Raw genomic sequence first — 21,066 nt, 5'->3', positions numbered from 1 at the left:
ATTACTTCTTATGCAATTACCGGAAAGCGAAGAGCTTGATATTTCAGCTTTATCAGGAGTATTCAAAGACACGACTAATTCGTACAAATTTTACTGGATTCTCGCCATTCTGGATGGTTTGAAAGAAAACGGAGAAAGCGTCATTACCCAACAAGAGCTGGCTTTACGCATGCTGGCGAATGTATGGTACCCATTAGACTTTTATAAGTTATCATTTGGACCACAGGATGGGTTCAGGAAGATTGCCGGGTATATTTCCAATAAAGTACAAATTGATAATCGTCCTAATTCACCAAGCCTTTTAAATCAGATCAACCATTCACTTTCCAGTAAAGATTTGTCTGAACTAGCTCAGGAAGCAAAAAAACTATATCGGTGGGTACCTTACAGATTCATCAGACCATTCTTTAATAGCGAAACCAAAGGGATACCTGACCACCAGGTCAATGCGACTATTTCCAGACTATGCTATGAGATGTTTAAGAGCCATCCGCAGCGCGTTTTGTACCGATTCGTAGGGGATGCGATTGAATTAAACCCAGCCTGGGTAACTTATTTTCAGAAACACCAGTCTATCCTGCGCGGATTTGTCCATTGGCATCTGGTTAAGTTTGTGCAGAAAAACAATCCAAACGTGATTGGCCTCACGGAAAAGCTGGAAAAACCCGTAATGCGTGATTTGAAACTGGCAAATCGATTCTGGAAATACTATCTGAATGAACATTCAGACTTACGCTGTATTTATTCCGGACAGCTTATTACTAATCAGAATCTGAGCCTGGATCATTTCCTACCCTGGTCCTATGTAGCCCACGACCATCTCTGGAATATTACACCTACCACCATCTCTGTAAATTCATCCAAGAGTAACTCTATTCCCTCTCTTGAACGGTACTTTAAAAGCTTTTCAGCTATGCAGTATAAGGCCGTCAGGTTTTATCTTGATAAGCAAAATGAGAAACTTTTGGAAGATTACAGTTATTTGTTCAAAACAGATCTGAGAAGTTTGTCAGAAGAAATGTTTAGTAAAAAGTTATACACGCAACTTTTCCCACACTTCCAGATTGCCCAAAACATGGGATTTGCGTATCCTTTCATTTATGATTCCCGTGGCTGACTTATCTAATCCATACAGCCACCTCACCGCAAAAGAGCGTACTATACCTTCGCTACCCGTACGTATGCTCTTCGAAAGAAAACTTATTGAAGGTAAAGTGCTGGATTTTGGTTGTGGTTTTGGGAAAGATGTAGATTTCCTGAATAATAAAGGGTTTAATGTGAAGGGCTATGATCCGCATTATTTTCCGGATTATCCTACCGAAAAGTTTGATACTATCCTTTGCTTTTATGTATTGAACGTACTATTCCCGGAAGAACAAAACATGGTTTTAATGCAGATTTCCAACCTGTTAAAACCATCAGGCCGGGCCTTCTTTGCAGTACGTCGTGATATCCAAAGAGACGGTTACCGAACGCATCAGTTACACGGAAAACCTACTTACCAGTGTTTTGTCAGACTACCTTATAAATCTATTTTCCTGAACGAAAATACCGAATTTTATGAGTACCGGCATTTTAACCAGATTGTAGAAAGTGAATTAAAATGTCCGTTTTGTAAACCAACTCCCGGACTGGAACTACTGGCCGAAACACCGATGAGCTATGCCGTACTGGATGGGTATCCCGTAGCCAAAGGTCACGCGATGGTTATTCCCAAGCACCATGCAACCGGCTATTTTGATTTAAGTTTTGAAGAACAAAAGGATATGGTCCATCTTTCCAATTTTGTACAGCAACACCTTAAAAAAAGATATAATCCCGATGGTTTTACAGTAGGAATGAATATCGGTAAGAGTGCCGGACAAAAAATCAACCACGCTACGTTGCACCTCATCCCGCGCTATACGGGCGACTGCTCTAATCCATCGGGCGGAATACGGAATATTCTGAGGTGAGATACACAAGTACTTGCGCTCAACCTTACTTCTTCAAACCACTAAGTACCTTCATCATATCCAACAAAGATATTGTCCTGACCTCCTTTGAAAGCGAATACGACTCCTCGCCCGGATAAACGACATAACGATGCGTGGCACCCGTGTCCTCGCAGCCCAGGTGATACCCCTTTGATAAGGTCGGAGCCAGGGAGCGTTTGATTTCGATAGCGTACAGGTGCCGGCTGCTCTGTTCAATCACCAGGTCTATCTCAGCCCCCGCCGATGTGCGGTAAAACCAGGGAGTGAAGCCATCGGGCAAGCAGGATAATAGATTTTCCAGCACAAAACCTTCCCAACTTGCTCCTACTACCGGATGCCCCAACAGATCGTCCAAGCTTGTGAGGTTGAGCAGGGCATGGGTAAGTCCGCTATCACGAATATACACCTTAGGGCTTTTGACCAGTCGCTTCCCTACGTTACCTGACCATGGAAGAAGCGTACGAATCAACAGCAGGTCTTCCAGCAAGTCGATATACCTCCGGGTGGTGGGGGGTGCTACTCCCAGACTGGCTCCGAGTTGAGCGATATTGAGTAGCCCTCCCTGCTGATGCGCGAGCATGGTCCACAGGCGGCGCAAGGTCATGGCGGGTATACGTGGCCCCAGTTGCGGAATGTCCCGTTCCAGATAAGTACTTATAAAATTTGTCCGCCAGCGCAGACTAGCGGCATCACTGGTAGCCAGCAAGCTATCCGGAAATCCGCCTCTAAGCCATAGGGTGTCCCGCTCATAGCTCGGGGAACTTTCCAAAACGGTAATGCCCGTCAGTTCCTTATAAGCAATGCGTCCGGCCAGCGATTCAGACGACTGCCTAATCAGATCAAGGGAAGCCGACCCAAGAATTAAAAACTGTCCGGTTTTATGTCCTTGCCGACGGTTTCGGTCAATGACTCCCCGCAGAACCGAAAAAAGTTCGGGTACCCGTTGTATCTCATCCAGGATAATGAGTTTGCCTTGATGTAATTCAAAATAAGCCTCCGGCTCTTTCAATTTGGCTAAATCAGCGGGACTTTCCAGATCCAGGTAAATGGGTTCCGGATTCAGGGAAGCCGCGATTTCCTGAGCCAGGGTAGTCTTACCTACCTGACGAGGTCCCAATACGCCTACCGCCGGGAACTCCGCCAGCAAGCGGGCGATTTCCTCATGTACTTTTCGATCTATCATCCTTGCAATTATAACACAAAACGTTTGATTTGCAAGGATGAGCTTTGTTGATACACAACAGGCACCCCCTGGACTTTTATAAATTATCGTTTGGTACAGGAGGGATCTGGGAACATGACCGGACAAAAAATCAACCACGCTACCATGCACCTTATCCCGCGCTATACGGGCGACTGCTCTAATCCATCGGGCGGAATCCGGAATATTCTAAAGTGAGATACTAAAGTACTTGCGCTCAACCTTACTTCTCTAAACCACTAAGTACCTTTATATCCAATCTAGGATATTGTCCTGACCTGCTTTTCCAGTGCTGAAAATGATTCACCTCTGCGTGGAACTTCCATAAAAATCAAAAGAATGATTTTCGTTTTTCATGGTAAATGTAAGAGCACCTTTTCGGAATGGCAGCAGTTTTACGACCAATATTCTATCTGTTTTTTAATATTAAATCACCCACCAGCCTCGCTGAATAGGATTTTGTTGCCAAAGGGATCGATTACTTCCATGGTGAGCGCATCCCAGAAAGCCTGCTGCAGTCCGGGGCGGTTGTAGCGGTAGTTTTTAGCCATCAGCTGCTGGTGATACTCCGTCAATCCTTCAAATTCTACGAATACCTTGTTGCCGGGCGTGCAGTCGCCGTGGTGCTCAGACAGGTGCAGGGTGATACCGGCCGGATGGGAAACCTGCATATACAGAGGAGCGTTTTCTTCGAAGCGATGCTCCCAGTCTACCGAAAATCCCAGCCAGTCCACGTAAAACGCGCGGGCTTTGGCTTCGTCGAAAATACGCATCAGGGGAATAACCAGTTTAGCTTTCATGAGAGCAGAGGGTTCGGTATTTTTCACCTTAATTTACCTAAATAAAATTCAGGATAGTACCCATGATTCACTACAATCAAAAAACATTCCGGTCCAGCGCCACTACCGACAACGGCGACGTGGATGCCCGGACGGTCTTTCATTACCACCAGCAGGGCAACCTGGTATGGGCCGAGTACGAAGGAGGCGCCATAGTAAAAGGGTCGCTCCTGGCCACCGCCGACGAGCGGGGCGTACTGGACATGCGTTACCAACACTTCAATAGCAACGGGGAGTTGATGACGGGCGTATGCCGCTCTGTGCCCGAGCTACTGCCGGACGGCCGCCTGCGCCTGCACGAAACCTGGCGCTGGACCAGCGGCGACGGCTCAGCGGGCGAGTCGGTGGTGGAGGAGGTACCTCCAGGTTCCTGAAGTACTCTAGTCTTTTGTCGGAACGGGGGAGAGAACGGGCGGCAGGTCTTATGTGCCGACCAAACTATGTATCAGCTATTTTCGTTGTATCTCCTACACTGTACCATTATTCTCGTTTCGCATGAACGACGTTTACGAGTGTTTCTATCTTAACGCCTCGGAAGGAATTATCTCAACGGACGCAGACTTCTCCATTAGCAGCCTCAACCCGGCGGCTATCAGGATCCTGCAAGTCGGTAGTGAACAGGAAGTTATTGGCAAGGATATTCAACAGTCGGTTATATTTCATACCATTGAGTACAGCTTTCAGGAAATTTTTTACCTGCTCCGGCAAAGCGGACGCTGGACAGGCCGCATAAGTTATCACCTGCCCGACGGCGGCATCGTGTTGCTTTCGGGTAACTTTTACGCACTCAGGTCCAAAGACGAAGAAGTACAGGGATACAACTTTCAGTTTGGGGTTGTTTCTGACCCGGAGGTTATTGCCAACTCACTCCTGCACCAGCAGGAGCAATACAATACCTTTCTGAGTACGCTGGCCGAAGGCATGATCGTCCATACCCATACGGACCTGGTCCTGTGCAATCCGGCGGTGGAGCGCATCATCGGTCTTTCGTCTGAGCAGCTTCTGGGACGCGAACCCATTGACCCACGCTGGCACTGTATTCACGAAGACGGCTCTCCTTTTCCCTTTGAGACGCACCCCTCGGTTATTACTCTTCAAACGGGCCAAGCCCTGCGGGGCGTGATCATGGGCGTGTACCAGATAGACGGTAGCCTCACCTGGATCAGCATTAATTCCGAACCTGTTTTTGAACCAGGAGCCAATACCCCTACCGCCGTAGTTGTGTCGTTTAGTGATATTACCGGTTTGATTAAAGCGGAGCAGGCCATTAAAGAAACCGAACAACGCTGGCACCTGGCGCTGGAAGGAAGCGGTATAGGCGTATGGGACTGGAAACCCCAAACGCAGGAAATATACATGTCGCCCCAGCACCTGCAACTGCTAGGGCTGCCGGGTAACCATACCACCCTGGATATGAACGAATGGACCCGGCTTATTCATCCTGATGACGTACAGCTCGTAGTAAGTACCCTGGAAAAGCACCTGACCGGCGATGACAACTACTACCGCACCGAACACCGCATCCGGCAAAAAAACGGTACCTACCGGTGGGTCCTCAACCGGGGCAGCGTTGTCGAGCGCGACGCGCAGGGGCAAGCCCTGCGGATGATTGGTACCACGACCGATATATCGGAGCGCAAGCGGATTGAGAAAGCCGAGACAAAGATATCACAGCGGTTTATCGCTATTTTTAATTCGATGTACCAGTTCATTGGACTTCTTGAGCCCAATGGAACCATTATTGAAGCCAACGAAACGGCCCTGGTTTTTGCGGGTGTAGGGGCAGGCGACGTCATTGGAAAACCTCTTTGGGAAGGTCCGTGGTTCAGCTACTCCGATGACCTGCAAAAAGAAATAGAGGCAGACGTTCGTAAGGCCGCGCAGGGAGAATTCATCCGCCGGGAAATTCAGATAGTCGGCAAGGACGAGCAGAGGCTTTTTATTGATTTCTCTCTCAAGCCGGTCTGGGATGATAAGGGGAAGGTAATCCTGCTTATTCCCGAAGGCAGGGATATTACCGGCCTGAAACAGACCGAGCAGCTCCTGCAGGAAGCCAACGAGAAACTGGCTAAGCGCGCCGAAGCCCTGGCCGTATCCAATGCCGAGCTGGAACGCTTCGCTTACGTAGCCTCGCACGACCTGCAGGAGCCTCTGCGAACGGTGAATATGTTTCTGGAACTACTGGAAAAGAAGTACAGCGACCGCCTCGACGATAACGGCCGCCGCTATATATTAACGGTAAAACGCGCCGCCGAGCGCATGAAAAACCTCATCCAGGACCTGCTGCAGTACGCCCGCATCGGCAACATGAATACCGAAGTACGGCCTATTAACAGTAAGGTACTGGTCCAAAGCGTAGTGGAAGCCTTTCAGAAAAGTATTATTGAAAAAAGCGCTGAAGTCATAGTACATGACCTCCCCAACATTAAGGGCGAAGACGCCATGATCTACGTACTGTTTCAGAACCTGATCGGCAACGGCCTTAAGTACAATACCAGCCAACGCCCGGTGGTGGAGGTGGGTAGTTCCGAAGAAGGCGGCAAATGGGTATTTTACGTCAAAGACAACGGCATTGGGATAGAGGAAGAGTACTTCGAAAAAATATTTGTTATTTTTCAGCGCCTGCACAAGAAAGACGAGTACTCCGGTACTGGTATTGGGCTGGCTATCTGCAAACGGATTGTGGAGCGGCACCAGGGGCACATATGGCTGGAGTCAGGTCCCTACGGGACTACCTTTTATTTTTCCATCAACAAAAAACTCAAAAACCTCGCCACCGGCTAAGGTGGGTTCGGGCACGTTTCTTGCGCAAATCTAGTTTATAAATTATCCATAAAGCTTTTCCTCTATCCGTTATGAAACTTCAATCTGTCGCGCTGGTACTGGCCAGTATAGTACTTACTTCCCTGCTGGCCCTTCGCCCCCACACGCCTGCCTTACCCAAAGCCGATAAAATACAGTGGCTGACCATGGAGCAGGCCTACGCCCGTACTCAGCAGGAGCCCCGCAAAATCCTCGTTGATATATACACCGACTGGTGCAGCTGGTGCAAGGTCATGGACCGCGAAACCTATACCAACGCCAGGGTTATTGAGTACATCAACAAGAACTACTATCCCGTTAAGTTCAACGCCGAGCAGCGTGCGCCGGTCACGCTGGGACAGCAAAAGTTTGAGTTTATCGCGCAGGGTAAAAGCGGCGTTCACCAGCTGGCCCTGGGCCTCACCAACAACCAGCCCAGCTACCCTACTACGGTATTCCTGGACGAAAAAATGCAGCTAATTCAGCCGTTGCCCGGTTATCTGAAAGCAAAGGAATTTCACAAGGTTATTACGTTTTTCGGGGATAATCATTACCAGAAAGTACCCTTCGAGAAATATAAGTCAGAGACTTACCCAAAGTTGTATAGCAAATAAACTTCCCTATATAGAAGAGGCCCGGCCGCAAACGCGGCCGGGCCTCTTCTATATTCAAGCTATAAAAAATCGTTATACCGTTTCTCCCTCCTGCATACGCTCGGCGTTTTCGGCCATGCGCAGCTGTTCAATAAAATCACCCACCTCGCCTTCCATGACGGCGGGCAGGTTGTGCACGGTGTACCCGATGCGGTGGTCGGTAACGCGGCTTTGGGGGTAGTTGTAGGTACGTATCTTGTCGGAGCGGTCGCCGCTGCCCACCATTGACTTGCGCTGTGAACTGATAGCGTCATTCTGCTTGCGGAGTTCTATTTCGTACAAGCGCGAGCGAAGTACCCCCAGCGCTTTGTCTTTGTTCTTGAGCTGCGAGCGTTCGTCCTGGCAACTTACCACCAGTCCCGACGGAATGTGGGTCAGGCGTACGGCCGAGTAAGTCGTGTTTACGGACTGTCCACCAGCTCCGGACGAGTTGAAGGTATCCACGCGCACATCGTTCATGTTAATCTCTACGTCTACCTCTTCGGCTTCGGGTAGTACCGCTACCGTGGCCGCCGACGTATGGATACGCCCCTGCGACTCGGTGGCCGGTACCCGCTGCACACGGTGTACGCCCGACTCAAACTTGAGCTTGCCGTACACGTCTTCTCCCTCTACCTTCGTCACAATCTCCTTGTAGCCCCCGTTGGTACCTTCGGTATAGTCCATTAAAGTCATGCGCCAGCCCATCCGCTCGCAGAAGCGCTGGTACATCCGGAACAGGTCCCCGGCAAAGATAGCCGCTTCGTCGCCGCCGGTTCCTCCTCTTATTTCCAGAATAATATTGCGGCTGTCGTTGGGGTCCTTCGGAATCAGCAGCTCTTTGAGCGCCGTCTCCATTTCTTCCTTCCGGGGAAACAGCTCGTTCAGCTCCTCCTTCGCCATCTCGCGCAGGTCTTCGTCTTTTTCGGTGGCAATAAGCTCTTTGGCTCCGGCTATGTCTTTCAGGAGCTTCTGGTAGGCTAGGTACTGTACTACTATGCGTTCCAGATCTTTATATTCCTTGCTAAGCTTGGAATATCGCTTGGCGTCAGATACCACCTCGGGCTGTATGATTTGCTGCGCTACTTCTTCGAACCGCTCTTTTATTGCTTCTAATTTGTCTTGCATAGTTGTTATATCTCAATCGGGCTACTAATCCGCAAAGATACGGATTTTACGGTCAAGTACCTGTGTAGCCCGTGTATGTCATTCTCTATGAAACTCCATTAGGATATATATCGTTTCGTTTACGAGATTTGTACCCGGTTTACTTTTTACGCTACTGCTATGCTTCGATATACATACCTCTTTTTGCTGCTGCTCCTGACCCAAAGCTGCAACCTGGACGAACGGGTAGGAAACACCAAAGAGCTGAGTGCAGAAATCAAGAATTCCAAAATAAAACGGATTACGGACGTGCAGCTGATTTCTACGATGGATACCTGGGGGAAACGAATTGTGTCTATTTCGCAAAAGACCCTGACAGAAGCACTTACCAAAAACCCCGAAAAAGCCACCGCCCTTTGCGGCAATATGCAGCAGCTTCCGGTACTGGATGCGTTGAAAAAAGAATACGGCGTACAGGTGGAGCTGCTGGGGCCCTCAAATATTCAGAATCCGGCCTTTACGGCCAAAGAGCGGGAGCTACTGGATGCTTACCTTTACAATGCCGAGAAGGGCCTCCCCCAGTCCGACAACATCCAACGCCTAAACGACACGCTGTTTGTGTACAATGCCCCCGTTCCGGCGGATAATGTTATCAGCAAAACCTGCTATACCCAGCAGGAAGTACCTTTTGCGGTGTGGCGGATTCTGTTCAACAAAAAGGACGTGATCCGGAAGATAGATGTCAAGAAGCTGGACTAGGAAAACAGAGTAAATAATGCAGGCTTTTATAATCCTTCGGCCTGCACTTCCAGCCAGCGGGGTTTTTGGGCTAGTACGCTGGCGTACACCGGGCAGCCCGGGCTGTGGGCGCCGGGCAGGTAGCCGGTACTCATCAGGAATTCATTTACAATTTCTCCCCCCACAAAACGAAATCTTTTTTTAAAGATCCGGAGCCAGTCGGCTTTGGTAGCGGGATGGTGCAGGTCCAGCCAGGCTTTGAAGGAGCCATGCTGCTGTTGCAGGTCCAGAATCACGCGGGCATTGTGGATAGCCGCCTGTACCTTCAGCCGGTTACGGATAATACCCGGGTTCATGAGCAGGCGCGCCACGTCCTCTTCGGCATAGGCCGCTACCTGGCTAATACTAAAATTACTGTAGGCGCTACGAAACCCTTCCTGCTTCCGTAGCATCAGCGTCCAGCTCAGTCCCGCCTGATTAATTTCCAGCAGCAACCTTCCGAACAGCTCATTATCGTCTTCCAGGGGAAAGCCGTACTGATTGTCATGATAGTACCTGTGCAGGAGGTAGTCGCTGGTGGGCGTAGGGCTCAGGTTAATGTAGTCGCAGTAGCTCATTGGTTAGATCCGGGCATTTGAATCAGGCCAATCTTATTTCCGAAGGGGTCCTGTACTGTCCCGACTATAATGCCACCACCCACGTCGTTGGGAGCATCGTAGGCGGCAGCTCCCAACGCCAGCAGGCGGTCAAAATCGGTCTTGATATCCTTTACCTCCCAGTAGGCTACGGTACTTCCCTCCTGCAGCGGCATGTTTGGGTCCAGCCCCAGCTCATAGTGGTTGATGTCGAACCCAACGTAAAAAGGTTCATCAAAGTAAGGCGCTTGCTCAAATGCCTGGGTATACCAGTCGCGGGCTTTGGCCAGATCGGGCGCGGCATAAATAACGGTTCTTATTCCGGAAGGTTTCATTGAACAGGTAGTTGAGGTTGAATAAATATAATAAAGTACCCGAAGCCGGGCCACTACCTTTGCCGCCGCTTGGTTATTTTTCTTTTGATACGCGGGTACATATAGTATACAGCTTTGGTGGCCCCTATCCCCACTCCTGCTCCAAACAGTACGTCCGACAGCCAGTGCCGGTTGTTCAGCATTCGCAATGTCCCCACCGACACGGCCGTACCATAACCTCCTACACTGTACCAAACGCTCCGGTGCCCGTACTCCTGGTGCAGCAGCGTGGCACTGGTAAAGGCCATGGTAGTATGGCCGGACGGAAAGGCATCGTACCCGATATTGTCTGGCCGGGGGTACTTAGCCAGCATTTTAAAACTTTGGGTAACTCCCTGAGCCGCTATTGCCGACAGCACCGTCAGGATCACCTGTTCACCAAACTGGTGCTTACCCTTGACTCCGGCCGCTCCCAAACCCAGGCTAACGGCACCCGGCAGAAAGTCGAGGTAATCGTCGGCGCTGTTCTGAAAGCCCGGGTACCGAAATATAATCCGGTTCTGGAGCTGACGGCTGATGCTTCCCTGAACAATAAGACCCGACGCCATCAGGGACACCGGGACTACAATCATTTTGGTCTTAAAAGCAAGGCCGGCGGTATCGGTAGCGTACTGGGCCCTCAATCCAAAAGCCCCGTGCAGGAAAAGCAGGAGTAAGAAAAAAAACCTCAGGAATAATTTCATTGGGGACGGAAATGATAAAAACGGTGGATAAAAATGGCGTGGTGCTCAGCCAGAAGGATCAGGTACTTGAAGTACTTAGGCCACTACCGCCTCCCTGACGCGCAATAACCGCTGTAACAAGCCCTCCAGCTGGTCCAGCGGAAGCATATTGGCGGCGTCGGACCGGGCCTCGGCAGGATTGTAGTGGGTTTCCATAAACAGCCCGTCCGCCCCGACCGCAATGGCGGCTTTGGCAATGGTTTCGATGAGTCGGGGTTTACCGCCCGTTACGCCACTGGTTTGGTTGGGCTGCTGCAGCGAGTGTGTACAGTCCATTACCACGGGTACTCCAAAAGCCTGCATCTCGGGCAGGTTGCGGTAGTCTACAACCAGGTCGCCGTAGCCGAAGGTATTGCCCCGGTCGGTCAGGATGACCTGCGCCTGCGGGTTAGTAGCGCCTATTTTCTCTACCGCGAAGCCCATCGAAGCACCCGACAAAAACTGTCCTTTTTTTACGTTAACCACCTTGCCAGTCTGGGCGGCAGCTACCAGCAGGTCGGTCTGACGGCACAGGAAAGCCGGAATTTGTAGTACATCCACGTATTCGGCAGCCATAGCTGCCTCCGGCGCTTCATGGATGTCGGTGACAGTAGGTACCCCAAAGGTATCATGTACTTCTTTTAAGATTTTCAGCGCCTTCTCGTCGCCTATTCCCGTAAAAGAATCCAGTTTGGTGCGATTGGCCTTGCGGTAGGAACCTTTAAATATATAGGGGATCTTCAGGCGGTCGGTTATGGTGACAATTTGTTCGGCAATGCGCAGTGCCATGTCCCGCCCTTCAACGGCGCACGGACCAGCCATCAGGAAAAAATGGGGAGAATCGGTATAACGAAGGTCTGAAATACGCAGCATAAGCTCAGAAGGTCGGTTTTGGATGAAAATTTTTCAAAGGTACGGTTCTCTGGGTTGTTCTGGGGTATATCCACTTTCAGAGCCAATCAAAATTCTGTAAATCATTGATATTCTGATAATTTTTTTTTGTTACCAATTTCATTACCTACCACAGTGCATTAAAAATTGTTTGACAAAGTGATTTGAAATCTCTTTCTTTGTGGCGTTTTTAACCAAAAAGCGCTTACAAAATGTCAGAAATCGCAGAAAGAGTTAAGCAAATTATCGTCGAGAAACTCGGCGTAGAAGAGTCGGAGGTAACGCCCGAGGCTAGCTTCACAAACGACTTGGGAGCCGACTCTCTTGATACCGTTGAGTTGATCATGGAATTTGAGAAAGAATTTAACATCTCTATTCCTGACGACCAGGCTGAGAATATCGGTACGGTAGGTCAGGCTGTTGCCTATCTGGAAGAAAACGTGAAGTAACCCTGACGTTTACCCCCAGTATCATCTTCCCTTTTAGTCCATTTTATGAGTTTCAAGCGAGTTGTAGTTACCGGATTAGGCGCACTTACGCCAGTAGGAAATGATGTCCCGACTTTTTGGAAGAATCTGGTAGCCGGCGTCAGTGGTGCCGCGCCCATTACCCGATTCGACGCTGAAAGGTTTCGTACCCGTTTTGCCTGTGAGGTAAAAGGTCTGGATCTGAATAATTACATTCCCCGGCAGGAAGCTCGTAAAATGGACCCCTTTACCCAATATGCCTTCATTGCCGCCGATGAGGCCATGAAGGATGCCGGCTTTAATCTGGAACAGCTTGATCTGGACAAAGCGGGTGTGATCTGGGGATCGGGGATTGGCGGACTGAAAACCTTTGAGGACGAAGTAATCAACTTCAGCGAAGGGGGCAGGAATCCACGCTTCAATCCATTTTTTATTCCCAAGATGATAGCGGACAGCGCCTGCGGCGTTATTTCTATCCGCTACGGCTTTCGGGGACCTACTTTTATTACGGTTTCGGCCTGTGCTTCCTCTACCAATGCCCTCATTGATGCCTACAACTATATCCGGCTGGGTATGATGGACGTCTGTATCAGCGGCGGGTCCGAAGCGGCTATTACGAGTGCCGGTGTAGGAGGCTTTAACGCCCTGAAAGCTCTTTCTGAACGTAACGATTCTCCCGAAACCGCTTCTCGCCCCTATGACAAGGATCGGGATGGCTTTGTACTGGGAGAAGGCGGCGCGGCACTCATTCTGGAAGAGTACGAGCACGCTAAAGCCCGTGGCGCCAAGATCTACGCGGAAATGATTGGTGCCGGTATGACCTCCGACGCCTACCATATTACAGCGCCCCATCCCGAGGGGCACGGTGCTTACATGGTCATGAAGAATGCACTTGCCGATGCTGGTATCCAACCCGAAGACGTAGATTATATTAATACGCACGGTACTTCTACTCCCATCGGAGATCCCCAGGAGATAAAGGCTATTGAGCGTCTATTTGGCGACGCGGCCTACGACCTCAACATAAGCTCAACCAAGTCTATGACGGGCCACCTGCTGGGTGGTGCCGGGGCTATTGAGGCTGCCGCCTGTATCCTGGCTATTCAGGACCAGGTGATACCGCCTACCATCAACCACTTTACGGATGATCCTGAGATCAATCCCCGTTTGAACCTTACTTTTGACAAGGCTCAGCAACGTACCGTTAACATCGCGCTCAGTAATACCTTTGGTTTTGGCGGGCACAATGCTTCCGTCATTTTCAAAAAGCTGGACGCCTAACCTAGTTGTCTCCTTTGGCGAAGCGAGTCCTGCAACCGATTATTTCCCTCTTCAAATCAACTGAAAACGAGATTGAAGAGAAAAAATTCAAGCAGGCTATAGCCCATATTCTGGGAGAGCGCCCCTCCAATCTGCGCGTGTACCAGCTGGCTTTTCGCCATACTTCGGCCTCGAAAGAAACCGCTATTCAGGGCTTTCGGGAATCAAACGAACGCCTGGAGTACCTGGGCGACTCCGTACTGGGTATGGTCGTTGCAGAATTTCTGTTTACGAAGTACCCCTACAAAGACGAAGGCTTCCTGACCGAAATCCGCTCCCGGATTGTTAACCGTGAAACCCTCAACCAGATTTCCCGCAAACTGGGCCTCGACCGCCTCATTGAGTACGATGGCAACCGCCGCGGCATGTCGCCCCGCTCCTCTATGTACGGCGACGCCCTCGAAGCTTTCGTAGGGGCTATCTACCTGGACAAAGGCTTTACCTTTACCCGCAAGTTTATTATTAAAAAACTACTTGCTCATTACGACCTCGACAACATCATCCAGAACAATGTCAATTTCAAGAGTCTGGTGATTGAGTGGGCCCAGCGCGAAGGCAAAGATGTACGCTTTGAAATAGTGGAAGAGCGGGGCAATCGCCACCACCGCGAATTTATCTCGCGACTACTGGTGGATGATGAACCCTTTGCCGTCGGGAACGGGTATACCAAGAAAAAAGCGGAACAATCGGCGGCCGAAAAAGCCTGTGAGCAGTTAGAACTGAAATAATTTTTCGGCAGGTACTTTCTTCTTTTGGGTTCTGCCAACCAGATGTAGCTGATACTCTACTACTCAGCTGCTTTACATGAGATAATATTCCCCATTACTTTTTCCCCGGAAAAGCTTCTCCCGGTTCAACCTAACTTCTTTACTTTTTTACTTTTCAAGTACTTGCTACCTCTCTTTTGGGTCAGGATTCTTTCAATGTCGCCATTTACCAGGACAATTTGTCTTGTTCCGTCAGATTTTCATTCCTAAATACGCCATTTTGTCGCTTTTTGGCTAAAAATACGCGGTGGTATATCTATTGTATTTTAAGGGCTATAAGCTTATCAGAAAATAAATTTTATCAGCTAAAACTAAAAACACTTGTCAGCTATGAATGCGGTATTGAAAAATGGATATGCTTATCCGGCTTTGCTGGATAGTTTTTTTGGGAAAGATGCCTTGAATGAAGTATTTGCTCCGGCGGTACATGGCAGTGTTCCGGCGGCCAATGTGGTTGAACATACCGAAGGATACCGGATAGAACTGGCCGCTCCTGGTATGCAGAAAACAGATTTCAAACTGAACCTGAATCACAACCGGCTGACTATTTCGGCTCAAAAAGAGCAGAACGAAGAGCAAACCAGGGAGAAGTACACCCGCCGGGAGTTTAAGTATGCTTCTTTCCAGCGTACTTTTACGCTTCCCGCTACCATTGACAGTGAGCGGATTGAGGCCTCCTACACCGACGGTGTCCTGAGCATTGAGCTCCCTAAGCGGGAAGAGGCTAAAGTGAAGCCCGCCCGGCAAATTGAAATAAAGTAACAAGTACTTCTGCGGAACCGGATATGACAAAGGAGCGGTATCTTTTCGAACAGATACCGCTTCTGTTTGTTAAATGGATCTATACCTCATCATCATTTGGTATGATTCTTTTTTGAGTTAATTATCTTTGTTAAAAATTGTTAAATACCCCGTACCCGGGAATGGATTACTACCCTACGTGCGTTTCGTTTATAGATTTATTAACCCCTATATAATGGCTATGAAAACAAATTGGAAAGCAATAGTGCTGGTTGGGCTACTGTCAAGTGCTACAACTATAGCCGGCTTCAAACTACTAGATTCTGATGGTGAGCGTGATGTGATTTTTAAAGAAGCTCCATCCGCATCTCTATCACGCTTTACCACTACCGGACTTCCAGCAGGCGCTCCGGGCGACTTTATCTATGCCGCCGAAGTGACTACACCCACAGTTGTGCATATTAAGTCCAGCATGATGCGCCAGGCGGCCCGTGGTGGTGGTGGCCAGCAAATCCCCGATATTATGCGTGAGTTTTTTGGTGATGAACTACGAGGCTCGCAGCGTAGCCCCCAGCGGGCCGAAGCTTCGGGTTCCGGGGTTATTATCAGCTCCGACGGCTATATTGCTACCAACAACCACGTAGTTGAAGGAGCAACCGAACTGGAAGTAACGCTTTACAATAAGAGTAAGATACCGGCAAGAGTAGTAGGTACTGACCCTTCAACCGATATTGCCGTTATTAAAGTTGACCGTAAGGACCTTCCGGCGGTTGTATTTGGAAACTCGGACGCCGTAAAAGTGGGCGAATGGGTCGTAGCGGTAGGTAATCCGTTTAACCTTGAGTCTACTGTAACAGCAGGTATTATCAGTGCCAAAGGACGGGGCCTGGGAATTATAAGCCAGGAGTACGCCCGTAAGTACGGCAACAGCGGTGATTTTGAAGGTGATTCTCCCCTGGAGTCTTTTATCCAGACTGACGCCGTGGTAAACCCCGGTAATAGTGGTGGAGCCCTGGTAAACCTTAAAGGTGAACTGATTGGTATTAATACCGCCATCGCCAGCCCAACGGGTAGCTTTGCCGGTTATGCATTTGCAGTACCTGCCAGCATCGTGAAAAAAGTATCCAGCGATATTATTAAGTTTGGTGCCGTACAGCGCGGGTACCTGGGTATAGCCCTGGATGACCTGGATAGCCGTAAGGCCGAAGAGTACGGTGTAAAAATAAGTGACGGTGTATATGTACGCGACTTTACTGACAACAGCGCCGCCAAAGCAGCAGGTGTAGTTAAAGGAGACGTGATTGTACGGATAGACAACATTCCGGTTACGACTATTCCGCAACTACAGCAGGCCATTGGTTTGCACCGCCCTGGCGACAAGGTATCCGTAACGGTGAACCGTAACGGACAGGAAAGAGACCTGAACATTACCCTGAGAAACCGGACCGGTGGTTCAGAAGTAGTGCGTCGTGAAGCGACTACCAGTGCACTGGGTAGCCTGGGCGCTCGCTTTGGCAACCTGAACGACCAGGAAGTGCAGCGTTTAGCCCGATTTAATATACCCGGTGGTATTAAAGTGATTGCTGTTGAAGATGGAAAATTAGCCCGTCGAGGTGTAGAAAAAGGCTTTATCATTACGAAGGTCAACGGTAAGGCCGTACGTTCTGTCCAGGAGATGGAACAATCTCTCTCTGGTAAAGCCGATACGATGGTGCAGTTTGAAGGTTTCTATATGGATGCACCCCGTGATGTATTTACTTTCGGGTTTCGACTCTAAGCATTAACCATAAACCAAAACAAGAATAGCCCGGGCCTGATGGTCCGGGCTATTCTTGTTTATAAAGCTGTTGTTAGCTTGTACCTGGAAGAACTACTATTCGTAATAGTTCATAACGCGGTGTCCGCTGCTTTCCAGCAGTTGGTCTTTCTTGAACAGTTCCAGGTCCGCACTAACCATGTCTTTCACCAGCGCGGGCAAGTCGTACTTGGGCTTCCAGCCCAGCTTGGTCATGGCTTTGGTAGGATCTCCAATGAGCAGCTCTACCTCCGTAGGCCGGAAGTACCGCTCGTCAATGCACACCACTTCTTTACCCACCGGAATCTGGTACAAGGGATTGTTGCACTTGGTTACTACTGCTCTTTCCGCCACGCCTTCGCCCTGAAACTCTACTTCCATGCCTACTTCGGCAAAGGCCATCCGTACAAAATCACGGATAGAGGTAGTATGTCCGGTGGCAATCACGTAGTCTTCGGCCTGGTCCTGCTGTAAGATCAGCCACATGGCTTCTACAAAGTCTTTGGCGTGGCCCCAGTCGCGGCGGGCGTCCAGGTTACCCAGGTAGGTTTTATCCTGCAGGCCCAGGGCTATGCGAGCCACGGCGCGGGTTATTTTGCGGGTAACAAAGGTTTCACCACGCAGGGGTGACTCGTGGTTGAACAGGATACCATTTACCGCAAACATATTGTAGGCCTCGCGGTAGTTGACGGTAATCCAGTAGCCGTAAAGCTTGGCCACGGCGTAGGGAGAGCGGGGATAAAAGGGTGTTCGCTCCGACTGAGGTACTTCCTGTACCAGTCCGTACAGCTCGGAGGTAGAAGCCTGGTAAATGCGGGTCTTTTTGGTCAGGCCCAGCAGTCGTACGGCTTCAAGTATCCGCAAGGTACCTATACCGTCCACGTTGGCCGTATACTCGGGCTCCTGGAAGCTTACCTGAACATGTGACATGGCTCCCAGGTTATAAATTTCGTCGGGCTGTACTTCCTGAATAATCCGGATGATATTGGTAGAGTCGCTCAGGTCCCCGTAGTGCAGGTGAAAACGAACGTCTTTCTCGTGCGGATCTTCGTACATATGGTCAATCCGCTGGGTATTGAATAAGGATGTACGGCGTTTGATGCCGTGTACCTCGTATCCTTTTTCCAGCAGCAACTCCGCCAGGTAAGCTCCATCCTGCCCGGTAATACCGGTAATAAGCGCTTTCTTCATTTTATTAAAATAGGTGGGTGATAATAATAGCGCCACAAAAATAAGTATTGAACCTGTAATTCAACTACTTTATTTAGCAAGCGGCACTTTCTCTTTACTCTTTGGTGGCTTCCGCAGAAGCACCAATCTGCAGCCCCCGCTTTATTTCAACACGGTCGGACAGAATAATGGAGGAAGGGTACTTTTGGCGTATCTGCTCCAGGTACTGTTCGGCGTCGGACCGGTACATAAAATCACCAACTTTTACCCGGTAAGTGGGTTGTGAGTAAGATACGTAGGGATTAAGATCCGGGAACATCTGGTATATGTACGCTTTGGCGGCATCTGCTTCGCCCCGAACGTTCCCCACATACATCTGTATTCTATACCCATTGATATACCGGATGGCTTTATTCTGATTATACATGGTATCCAGGGCGGCTTCCAGCCGCTTGTTGATGTACAGCGGGGTGTCGTCTTTGGCCGAAGGCCGCCGTACCGGCTGCTCTTTACGCTCCGGAGCCTTGCTTTTCTGGAGGGTTGGCTCTACATAGGAGTACCTGGGCCGTACCCTTGAGAGATCTTCCCGGTACTCAGTACCTGAACCTGCGGCCGCTCCCTTCCTGCTGCAGGCCGACATTCCTGCTACTCCAACTCCCAAAATAAGCAGGGTTATTACTCTTGCACGTATCATACTATTATCGCGGACTATAAAATTCGTATACAAACATAACCATAAATGGATTAACATTCCCGCCCGCCCTATTGTTGTGCTCCTATTCTCTACCTTTGCAGTATTAAGTGTTCATAGTGTATGCAGTTACTAGAAAACGTTTCTCTCCTTCCTTATAATACATTCGGCCTGGAGGCTAAAGCCCGGTACTTCGCTGAAGTAACCTCCCCGGACGAGCTGCGCCAACTCCTGCTGGCTCCCCGCTGGCAAAATGAACCTAAACTGGTACTGGGCGGAGGTAGTAATGTACTACTAACGCAGGATATAAACGCACTGGTAATCAGGATAGCCATAAAGGGTATTGAGAAAATCAAAGAAGACCAGGAGCACGTATGGCTGCGCGTAGGCGCGGGAGAATGGTGGCACGACCTGGTTATGTATAGCGTCGGGAAAGGCTACTCTGGCCTTGAAAACTTATCGCTTATTCCGGGTACGGTAGGCGCGGCACCCATGCAGAATATTGGTGCCTACGGGGTAGAGATCAGAGAGGTATTTGAAGAGCTGGAAGCCATCCATATCCAAACGGCCGACCTGAGACAGTTTGGGGCCGAAGAGTGCCGGTTTGGTTACCGCGAGAGTGTATTCAAGCGTGACCTCCGCGGACAGTACATTATTACTTCCGTTACTTTCCGGCTCAGCAAGGTACCTTCCTTTCGGACCTCCTACGGCGATATTCAAAAAACGCTGGCCGATATGAACGTGGAGGAACTAAGTACCCGGGCTATCAGCGAGGCCGTAATCCGGATACGCCAGAGCAAGCTACCCGACCCCGCTCAGATTGGTAACGCGGGTAGCTTCTTTAAAAATCCGGAAATACCTAAGGCGCAGTTCAACCAGCTCAGGGAGCAGTACCCCGCCGTCCCCGGTTACGACACCGCCCCCGACAGGGTAAAGGTACCCGCAGGCTGGCTCATTGAACAAGCGGGCTGGAAGGGCTTCCGGGAAGGTCAGGTGGGGGTACACGCCCGCCAGGCACTGGTACTGGTGAACTACGGCGGTGGTACCGGCGAACAAATTAAAGAACTGGCTGGACGGGTGCAGGATTCGGTCGAAGAAAAATTCGGGATTCGGCTTACGCCCGAAGTCAACTTTATTTGAAGAGAGGTGAGGTAGCAGGTGTTAGCCTTCTTTGACTTTCTGGCCCATACAGATAAGTACGGGTCTTTATTTGATACAGGATTTACAAATACAAAAGCGGCGCAGGGTACCAGGTACCTTGCGCCGCTTTATTATATGACTACTGGTAAGTAAAGCCGTTTTCCTTTATTCAAAACACAAAGAAGCAGCCCCCAGCAGACCGGCATCGTTGGCCAGCGTGGCTTTCTTTACCACCAGGGTTTTTTCGTAGTAGGGAGTCAGCCAGTACCGCAGCCGCTCATTGACCGAAGGCATTATATAATCAAAAGAAGCCGAAAGGCCGCCCCCGATCAGGATGGTGGTAATATCCAGAATGCGGATCATGGCTACGAGGCCTTCGCCCAGCATGTAGCCCATTTCGTCAAAAATCTGCCTGGCCAGTTCATCGCCTTCACCGGCCGCGGCCACCAGTCCCGTCGTAGAGATAGTACCATCGTTGGGTAGCTGGGTTTTGCCCTGGTAGGTACTGCGCATTTCGTTCGCCATGTCCAGCAGCTCTTTCTTGCCGATATTGCGCTCCAGTACCCGCCCGTGCTTGGAAGGAATGTGCCCCGGCTCCATGGCGTTACCACCTCCTCCTTTGAATACTCTTTTATCAATAATGGCCGCTCCGCCAATACCCGTACCTAAGGTAACGAATATGTAGTCTTCGGGTAGCTTGTCTTCGCCGAAGTAGTATTCGCCCAGGGCGGCGGCGTTGGCGTCGTTTTCAAGGAAAAACTCGTGCTGAGGAAACCGTTTCTTCAGGTCAGGTACTACCGTAATACCGTCAATTTCGGGAATAGCCGTAATTTCCAGCAGGGTAGTACGATCGCGGGTAATGAGGCCCGGAACGCCAATACCTACCCGCTTTACCTGGGGGTACTCAATAAGCTGAAGCGAGATAGCATCGCCGAGGCGCTCAATAAAATGACCTGATTTACGCCAGCTGGCGGTGTCGTGGCTGTAAAAGTTTGAAATACGTCCATCAGTGGCGTCCACGATTCCCATTTTTACGTTGGTCCCGCCTACGTCTATGCCGAGGTATTGATCCATTTAGA

Annotated in this window: 22 protein-coding genes; 12 read left to right on the top strand and 10 right to left on the bottom strand. The window is 49.9% G+C overall.

Annotated elements, in window-relative coordinates; all coding sequences use genetic code 11:
* Nucleotides 1-10 precede the first annotated feature (10 nt).
* Together VGN67_RS23590 and VGN67_RS23585 are read left to right on the top strand one after the other, a co-directional pair.
* Nucleotides 11-1,117 carry an HNH endonuclease domain-containing protein gene (locus VGN67_RS23590; RefSeq protein ID WP_327489850.1) on the top strand — a complete coding sequence of 369 codons (1,107 nt, stop codon included), beginning with the start codon at nt 11-13 and terminating at the stop codon, nt 1,115-1,117.
* Nucleotides 1,083-1,955, top strand: coding sequence for a bifunctional class I SAM-dependent methyltransferase/HIT family protein (locus tag VGN67_RS23585; protein ID WP_327489848.1), 873 nt, complete (start codon nt 1,083-1,085; stop codon nt 1,953-1,955). The genes VGN67_RS23590 and VGN67_RS23585 overlap by 35 nt, the downstream gene beginning before the upstream one ends.
* A gap of 25 nt (nt 1,956-1,980) precedes the next feature.
* On the opposite strand, the gene VGN67_RS23580 is transcribed toward VGN67_RS23585, so the two are convergent.
* Both VGN67_RS23580 and VGN67_RS23575 read right to left on the bottom strand, forming a co-directional pair.
* The gene (locus tag VGN67_RS23580) at nt 1,981-3,159 is read right to left on the bottom strand and encodes an ATP-binding protein (protein ID WP_327489846.1); all 1,179 of its coding nucleotides are present in this window, start codon (nt 3,157-3,159) and stop codon (nt 1,981-1,983) included.
* Nucleotides 3,160-3,608: 449 nt separating this feature from the next.
* Nucleotides 3,609-3,977, bottom strand: a complete 369-nt coding sequence (locus VGN67_RS23575) for a glyoxalase superfamily protein (protein ID WP_327489844.1) — start codon at nt 3,975-3,977, stop codon at nt 3,609-3,611.
* 62 nt (nt 3,978-4,039) lie between these two features.
* Between VGN67_RS23575 and VGN67_RS23570 the strand changes: the two genes are divergently transcribed.
* From VGN67_RS23570 to VGN67_RS23560, 3 genes are all read left to right on the top strand, one after another.
* Nucleotides 4,040-4,390, top strand: coding sequence for a n-acetylglutamate synthase (locus tag VGN67_RS23570; RefSeq protein WP_327489842.1), 351 nt, complete (start codon nt 4,040-4,042; stop codon nt 4,388-4,390).
* Between the two features lie 121 nt (nt 4,391-4,511).
* Nucleotides 4,512-6,800: a PAS domain S-box protein gene (locus tag VGN67_RS23565; RefSeq protein ID WP_327489840.1), complete on the top strand. Its 2,289-nt coding sequence runs from the start codon at nt 4,512-4,514 to the stop codon at nt 6,798-6,800.
* A gap of 71 nt (nt 6,801-6,871) precedes the next feature.
* The gene (locus VGN67_RS23560) at nt 6,872-7,432 is read left to right on the top strand and encodes a thioredoxin family protein (protein WP_327489838.1); all 561 of its coding nucleotides are present in this window, start codon (nt 6,872-6,874) and stop codon (nt 7,430-7,432) included.
* A gap of 72 nt (nt 7,433-7,504) precedes the next feature.
* Here the strand turns inward: VGN67_RS23560 and prfA are convergent, their stop codons facing one another.
* The gene (prfA, locus tag VGN67_RS23555; protein WP_327489836.1) at nt 7,505-8,578 is read right to left on the bottom strand and encodes a peptide chain release factor 1; all 1,074 of its coding nucleotides are present in this window, start codon (nt 8,576-8,578) and stop codon (nt 7,505-7,507) included.
* 159 nt (nt 8,579-8,737) lie between these two features.
* On the opposite strand from prfA, the gene VGN67_RS23550 reads away from it, so the two are divergent.
* Nucleotides 8,738-9,316, top strand: coding sequence for a hypothetical protein (locus VGN67_RS23550; protein ID WP_327489834.1), 579 nt, complete (start codon nt 8,738-8,740; stop codon nt 9,314-9,316).
* A gap of 26 nt (nt 9,317-9,342) precedes the next feature.
* Here the strand turns inward: VGN67_RS23550 and VGN67_RS23545 are convergent, their stop codons facing one another.
* The 4 genes from VGN67_RS23545 to kdsA all read right to left on the bottom strand — a co-directional run bounded on the left by VGN67_RS23545 (nt 9,343) and on the right by kdsA (nt 11,878).
* Nucleotides 9,343-9,912, bottom strand: a complete 570-nt coding sequence (locus VGN67_RS23545; protein ID WP_327489832.1) for a DNA-3-methyladenine glycosylase I — start codon at nt 9,910-9,912, stop codon at nt 9,343-9,345.
* The gene (locus tag VGN67_RS23540; protein WP_327489830.1) at nt 9,909-10,265 is read right to left on the bottom strand and encodes a VOC family protein; all 357 of its coding nucleotides are present in this window, start codon (nt 10,263-10,265) and stop codon (nt 9,909-9,911) included. Before VGN67_RS23540 ends, VGN67_RS23545 begins: the two co-directional genes overlap by 4 nt.
* 53 nt (nt 10,266-10,318) lie before the next feature.
* Nucleotides 10,319-10,987 carry a phosphatase PAP2 family protein gene (locus VGN67_RS23535; RefSeq protein WP_327489828.1) on the bottom strand — a complete coding sequence of 223 codons (669 nt, stop codon included), beginning with the start codon at nt 10,985-10,987 and terminating at the stop codon, nt 10,319-10,321.
* 75 nt (nt 10,988-11,062) lie between these two features.
* On the bottom strand, nt 11,063-11,878 hold the full coding sequence (gene kdsA / locus VGN67_RS23530; protein WP_327489826.1) for a 3-deoxy-8-phosphooctulonate synthase: 816 nt from the start codon (nt 11,876-11,878) through the stop codon (nt 11,063-11,065).
* 230 nt (nt 11,879-12,108) lie between these two features.
* On the opposite strand from kdsA, the gene VGN67_RS23525 reads away from it, so the two are divergent.
* The 5 genes from VGN67_RS23525 to VGN67_RS23505 all read left to right on the top strand — a co-directional run bounded on the left by VGN67_RS23525 (nt 12,109) and on the right by VGN67_RS23505 (nt 16,968).
* Nucleotides 12,109-12,345: an acyl carrier protein gene (locus VGN67_RS23525; RefSeq protein ID WP_184169831.1), complete on the top strand. Its 237-nt coding sequence runs from the start codon at nt 12,109-12,111 to the stop codon at nt 12,343-12,345.
* A gap of 45 nt (nt 12,346-12,390) precedes the next feature.
* Nucleotides 12,391-13,644, top strand: a complete 1,254-nt coding sequence (gene fabF, locus VGN67_RS23520) for a beta-ketoacyl-ACP synthase II (RefSeq protein WP_327489821.1) — start codon at nt 12,391-12,393, stop codon at nt 13,642-13,644.
* Between the two features lie 14 nt (nt 13,645-13,658).
* Nucleotides 13,659-14,411: a ribonuclease III gene (rnc, locus tag VGN67_RS23515; protein WP_327489819.1), complete on the top strand. Its 753-nt coding sequence runs from the start codon at nt 13,659-13,661 to the stop codon at nt 14,409-14,411.
* A gap of 369 nt (nt 14,412-14,780) precedes the next feature.
* Nucleotides 14,781-15,212: an Hsp20/alpha crystallin family protein gene (locus VGN67_RS23510; RefSeq protein WP_327489817.1), complete on the top strand. Its 432-nt coding sequence runs from the start codon at nt 14,781-14,783 to the stop codon at nt 15,210-15,212.
* A 220-nt stretch (nt 15,213-15,432) separates the two neighbouring features.
* Nucleotides 15,433-16,968, top strand: a complete 1,536-nt coding sequence (locus tag VGN67_RS23505) for a trypsin-like peptidase domain-containing protein (protein WP_327489815.1) — start codon at nt 15,433-15,435, stop codon at nt 16,966-16,968.
* 96 nt (nt 16,969-17,064) lie between these two features.
* Here the strand turns inward: VGN67_RS23505 and gmd are convergent, their stop codons facing one another.
* Both gmd and VGN67_RS23495 read right to left on the bottom strand, forming a co-directional pair.
* On the bottom strand, nt 17,065-18,177 hold the full coding sequence (gene gmd, locus VGN67_RS23500; protein ID WP_327489813.1) for a GDP-mannose 4,6-dehydratase: 1,113 nt from the start codon (nt 18,175-18,177) through the stop codon (nt 17,065-17,067).
* 94 nt (nt 18,178-18,271) lie between these two features.
* Nucleotides 18,272-18,850, bottom strand: coding sequence for an SPOR domain-containing protein (locus VGN67_RS23495; RefSeq protein ID WP_327489812.1), 579 nt, complete (start codon nt 18,848-18,850; stop codon nt 18,272-18,274).
* A gap of 120 nt (nt 18,851-18,970) precedes the next feature.
* Between VGN67_RS23495 and murB the strand changes: the two genes are divergently transcribed.
* Nucleotides 18,971-19,987: a UDP-N-acetylmuramate dehydrogenase gene (gene murB, locus VGN67_RS23490; protein WP_327489809.1), complete on the top strand. Its 1,017-nt coding sequence runs from the start codon at nt 18,971-18,973 to the stop codon at nt 19,985-19,987.
* Between the two features lie 165 nt (nt 19,988-20,152).
* Here the strand turns inward: murB and VGN67_RS23485 are convergent, their stop codons facing one another.
* On the bottom strand, nt 20,153-21,061 hold the full coding sequence (locus VGN67_RS23485; protein WP_327489807.1) for an ROK family protein: 909 nt from the start codon (nt 21,059-21,061) through the stop codon (nt 20,153-20,155).
* Between the last annotated feature and the right edge of the window lie 5 nt (nt 21,062-21,066).

The organism is Telluribacter sp. (assembly GCF_035998675.1).
Classification (GTDB): domain Bacteria; phylum Bacteroidota; class Bacteroidia; order Cytophagales; family Spirosomataceae; genus Telluribacter.
This window is presented reverse-complemented; position numbering and strand designations above follow the sequence as displayed.

Coding starts and splice junctions, on each gene's coding strand:
- kdsA (WP_327489826.1), bottom strand. CDS start 11,878: ATGCTGCGTATTTCAGACCTTCGTTATACCGATTCTCCCCATTTTTTC.
- VGN67_RS23505 (WP_327489815.1), top strand. CDS start 15,433: ATGAAAACAAATTGGAAAGCAATAGTGCTGGTTGGGCTACTGTCAAGT.
- VGN67_RS23540 (WP_327489830.1), bottom strand. CDS start 10,265: ATGAAACCTTCCGGAATAAGAACCGTTATTTATGCCGCGCCCGATCTG.
- VGN67_RS23565 (WP_327489840.1), top strand. CDS start 4,512: ATGAACGACGTTTACGAGTGTTTCTATCTTAACGCCTCGGAAGGAATT.
- VGN67_RS23545 (WP_327489832.1), bottom strand. CDS start 9,912: ATGAGCTACTGCGACTACATTAACCTGAGCCCTACGCCCACCAGCGAC.
- VGN67_RS23485 (WP_327489807.1), bottom strand. CDS start 21,061: ATGGATCAATACCTCGGCATAGACGTAGGCGGGACCAACGTAAAAATG.
- murB (WP_327489809.1), top strand. CDS start 18,971: ATGCAGTTACTAGAAAACGTTTCTCTCCTTCCTTATAATACATTCGGC.
- fabF (WP_327489821.1), top strand. CDS start 12,391: ATGAGTTTCAAGCGAGTTGTAGTTACCGGATTAGGCGCACTTACGCCA.
- VGN67_RS23510 (WP_327489817.1), top strand. CDS start 14,781: ATGAATGCGGTATTGAAAAATGGATATGCTTATCCGGCTTTGCTGGAT.
- VGN67_RS23570 (WP_327489842.1), top strand. CDS start 4,040: ATGATTCACTACAATCAAAAAACATTCCGGTCCAGCGCCACTACCGAC.
- VGN67_RS23535 (WP_327489828.1), bottom strand. CDS start 10,987: ATGAAATTATTCCTGAGGTTTTTTTTCTTACTCCTGCTTTTCCTGCAC.
- prfA (WP_327489836.1), bottom strand. CDS start 8,578: ATGCAAGACAAATTAGAAGCAATAAAAGAGCGGTTCGAAGAAGTAGCG.
- gmd (WP_327489813.1), bottom strand. CDS start 18,177: ATGAAGAAAGCGCTTATTACCGGTATTACCGGGCAGGATGGAGCTTAC.
- VGN67_RS23560 (WP_327489838.1), top strand. CDS start 6,872: ATGAAACTTCAATCTGTCGCGCTGGTACTGGCCAGTATAGTACTTACT.
- VGN67_RS23575 (WP_327489844.1), bottom strand. CDS start 3,977: ATGAAAGCTAAACTGGTTATTCCCCTGATGCGTATTTTCGACGAAGCC.
- VGN67_RS23580 (WP_327489846.1), bottom strand. CDS start 3,159: ATGATAGATCGAAAAGTACATGAGGAAATCGCCCGCTTGCTGGCGGAG.
- VGN67_RS23590 (WP_327489850.1), top strand. CDS start 11: ATGCAATTACCGGAAAGCGAAGAGCTTGATATTTCAGCTTTATCAGGA.
- VGN67_RS23495 (WP_327489812.1), bottom strand. CDS start 18,850: ATGATACGTGCAAGAGTAATAACCCTGCTTATTTTGGGAGTTGGAGTA.
- VGN67_RS23550 (WP_327489834.1), top strand. CDS start 8,738: ATGCTTCGATATACATACCTCTTTTTGCTGCTGCTCCTGACCCAAAGC.
- VGN67_RS23525 (WP_184169831.1), top strand. CDS start 12,109: ATGTCAGAAATCGCAGAAAGAGTTAAGCAAATTATCGTCGAGAAACTC.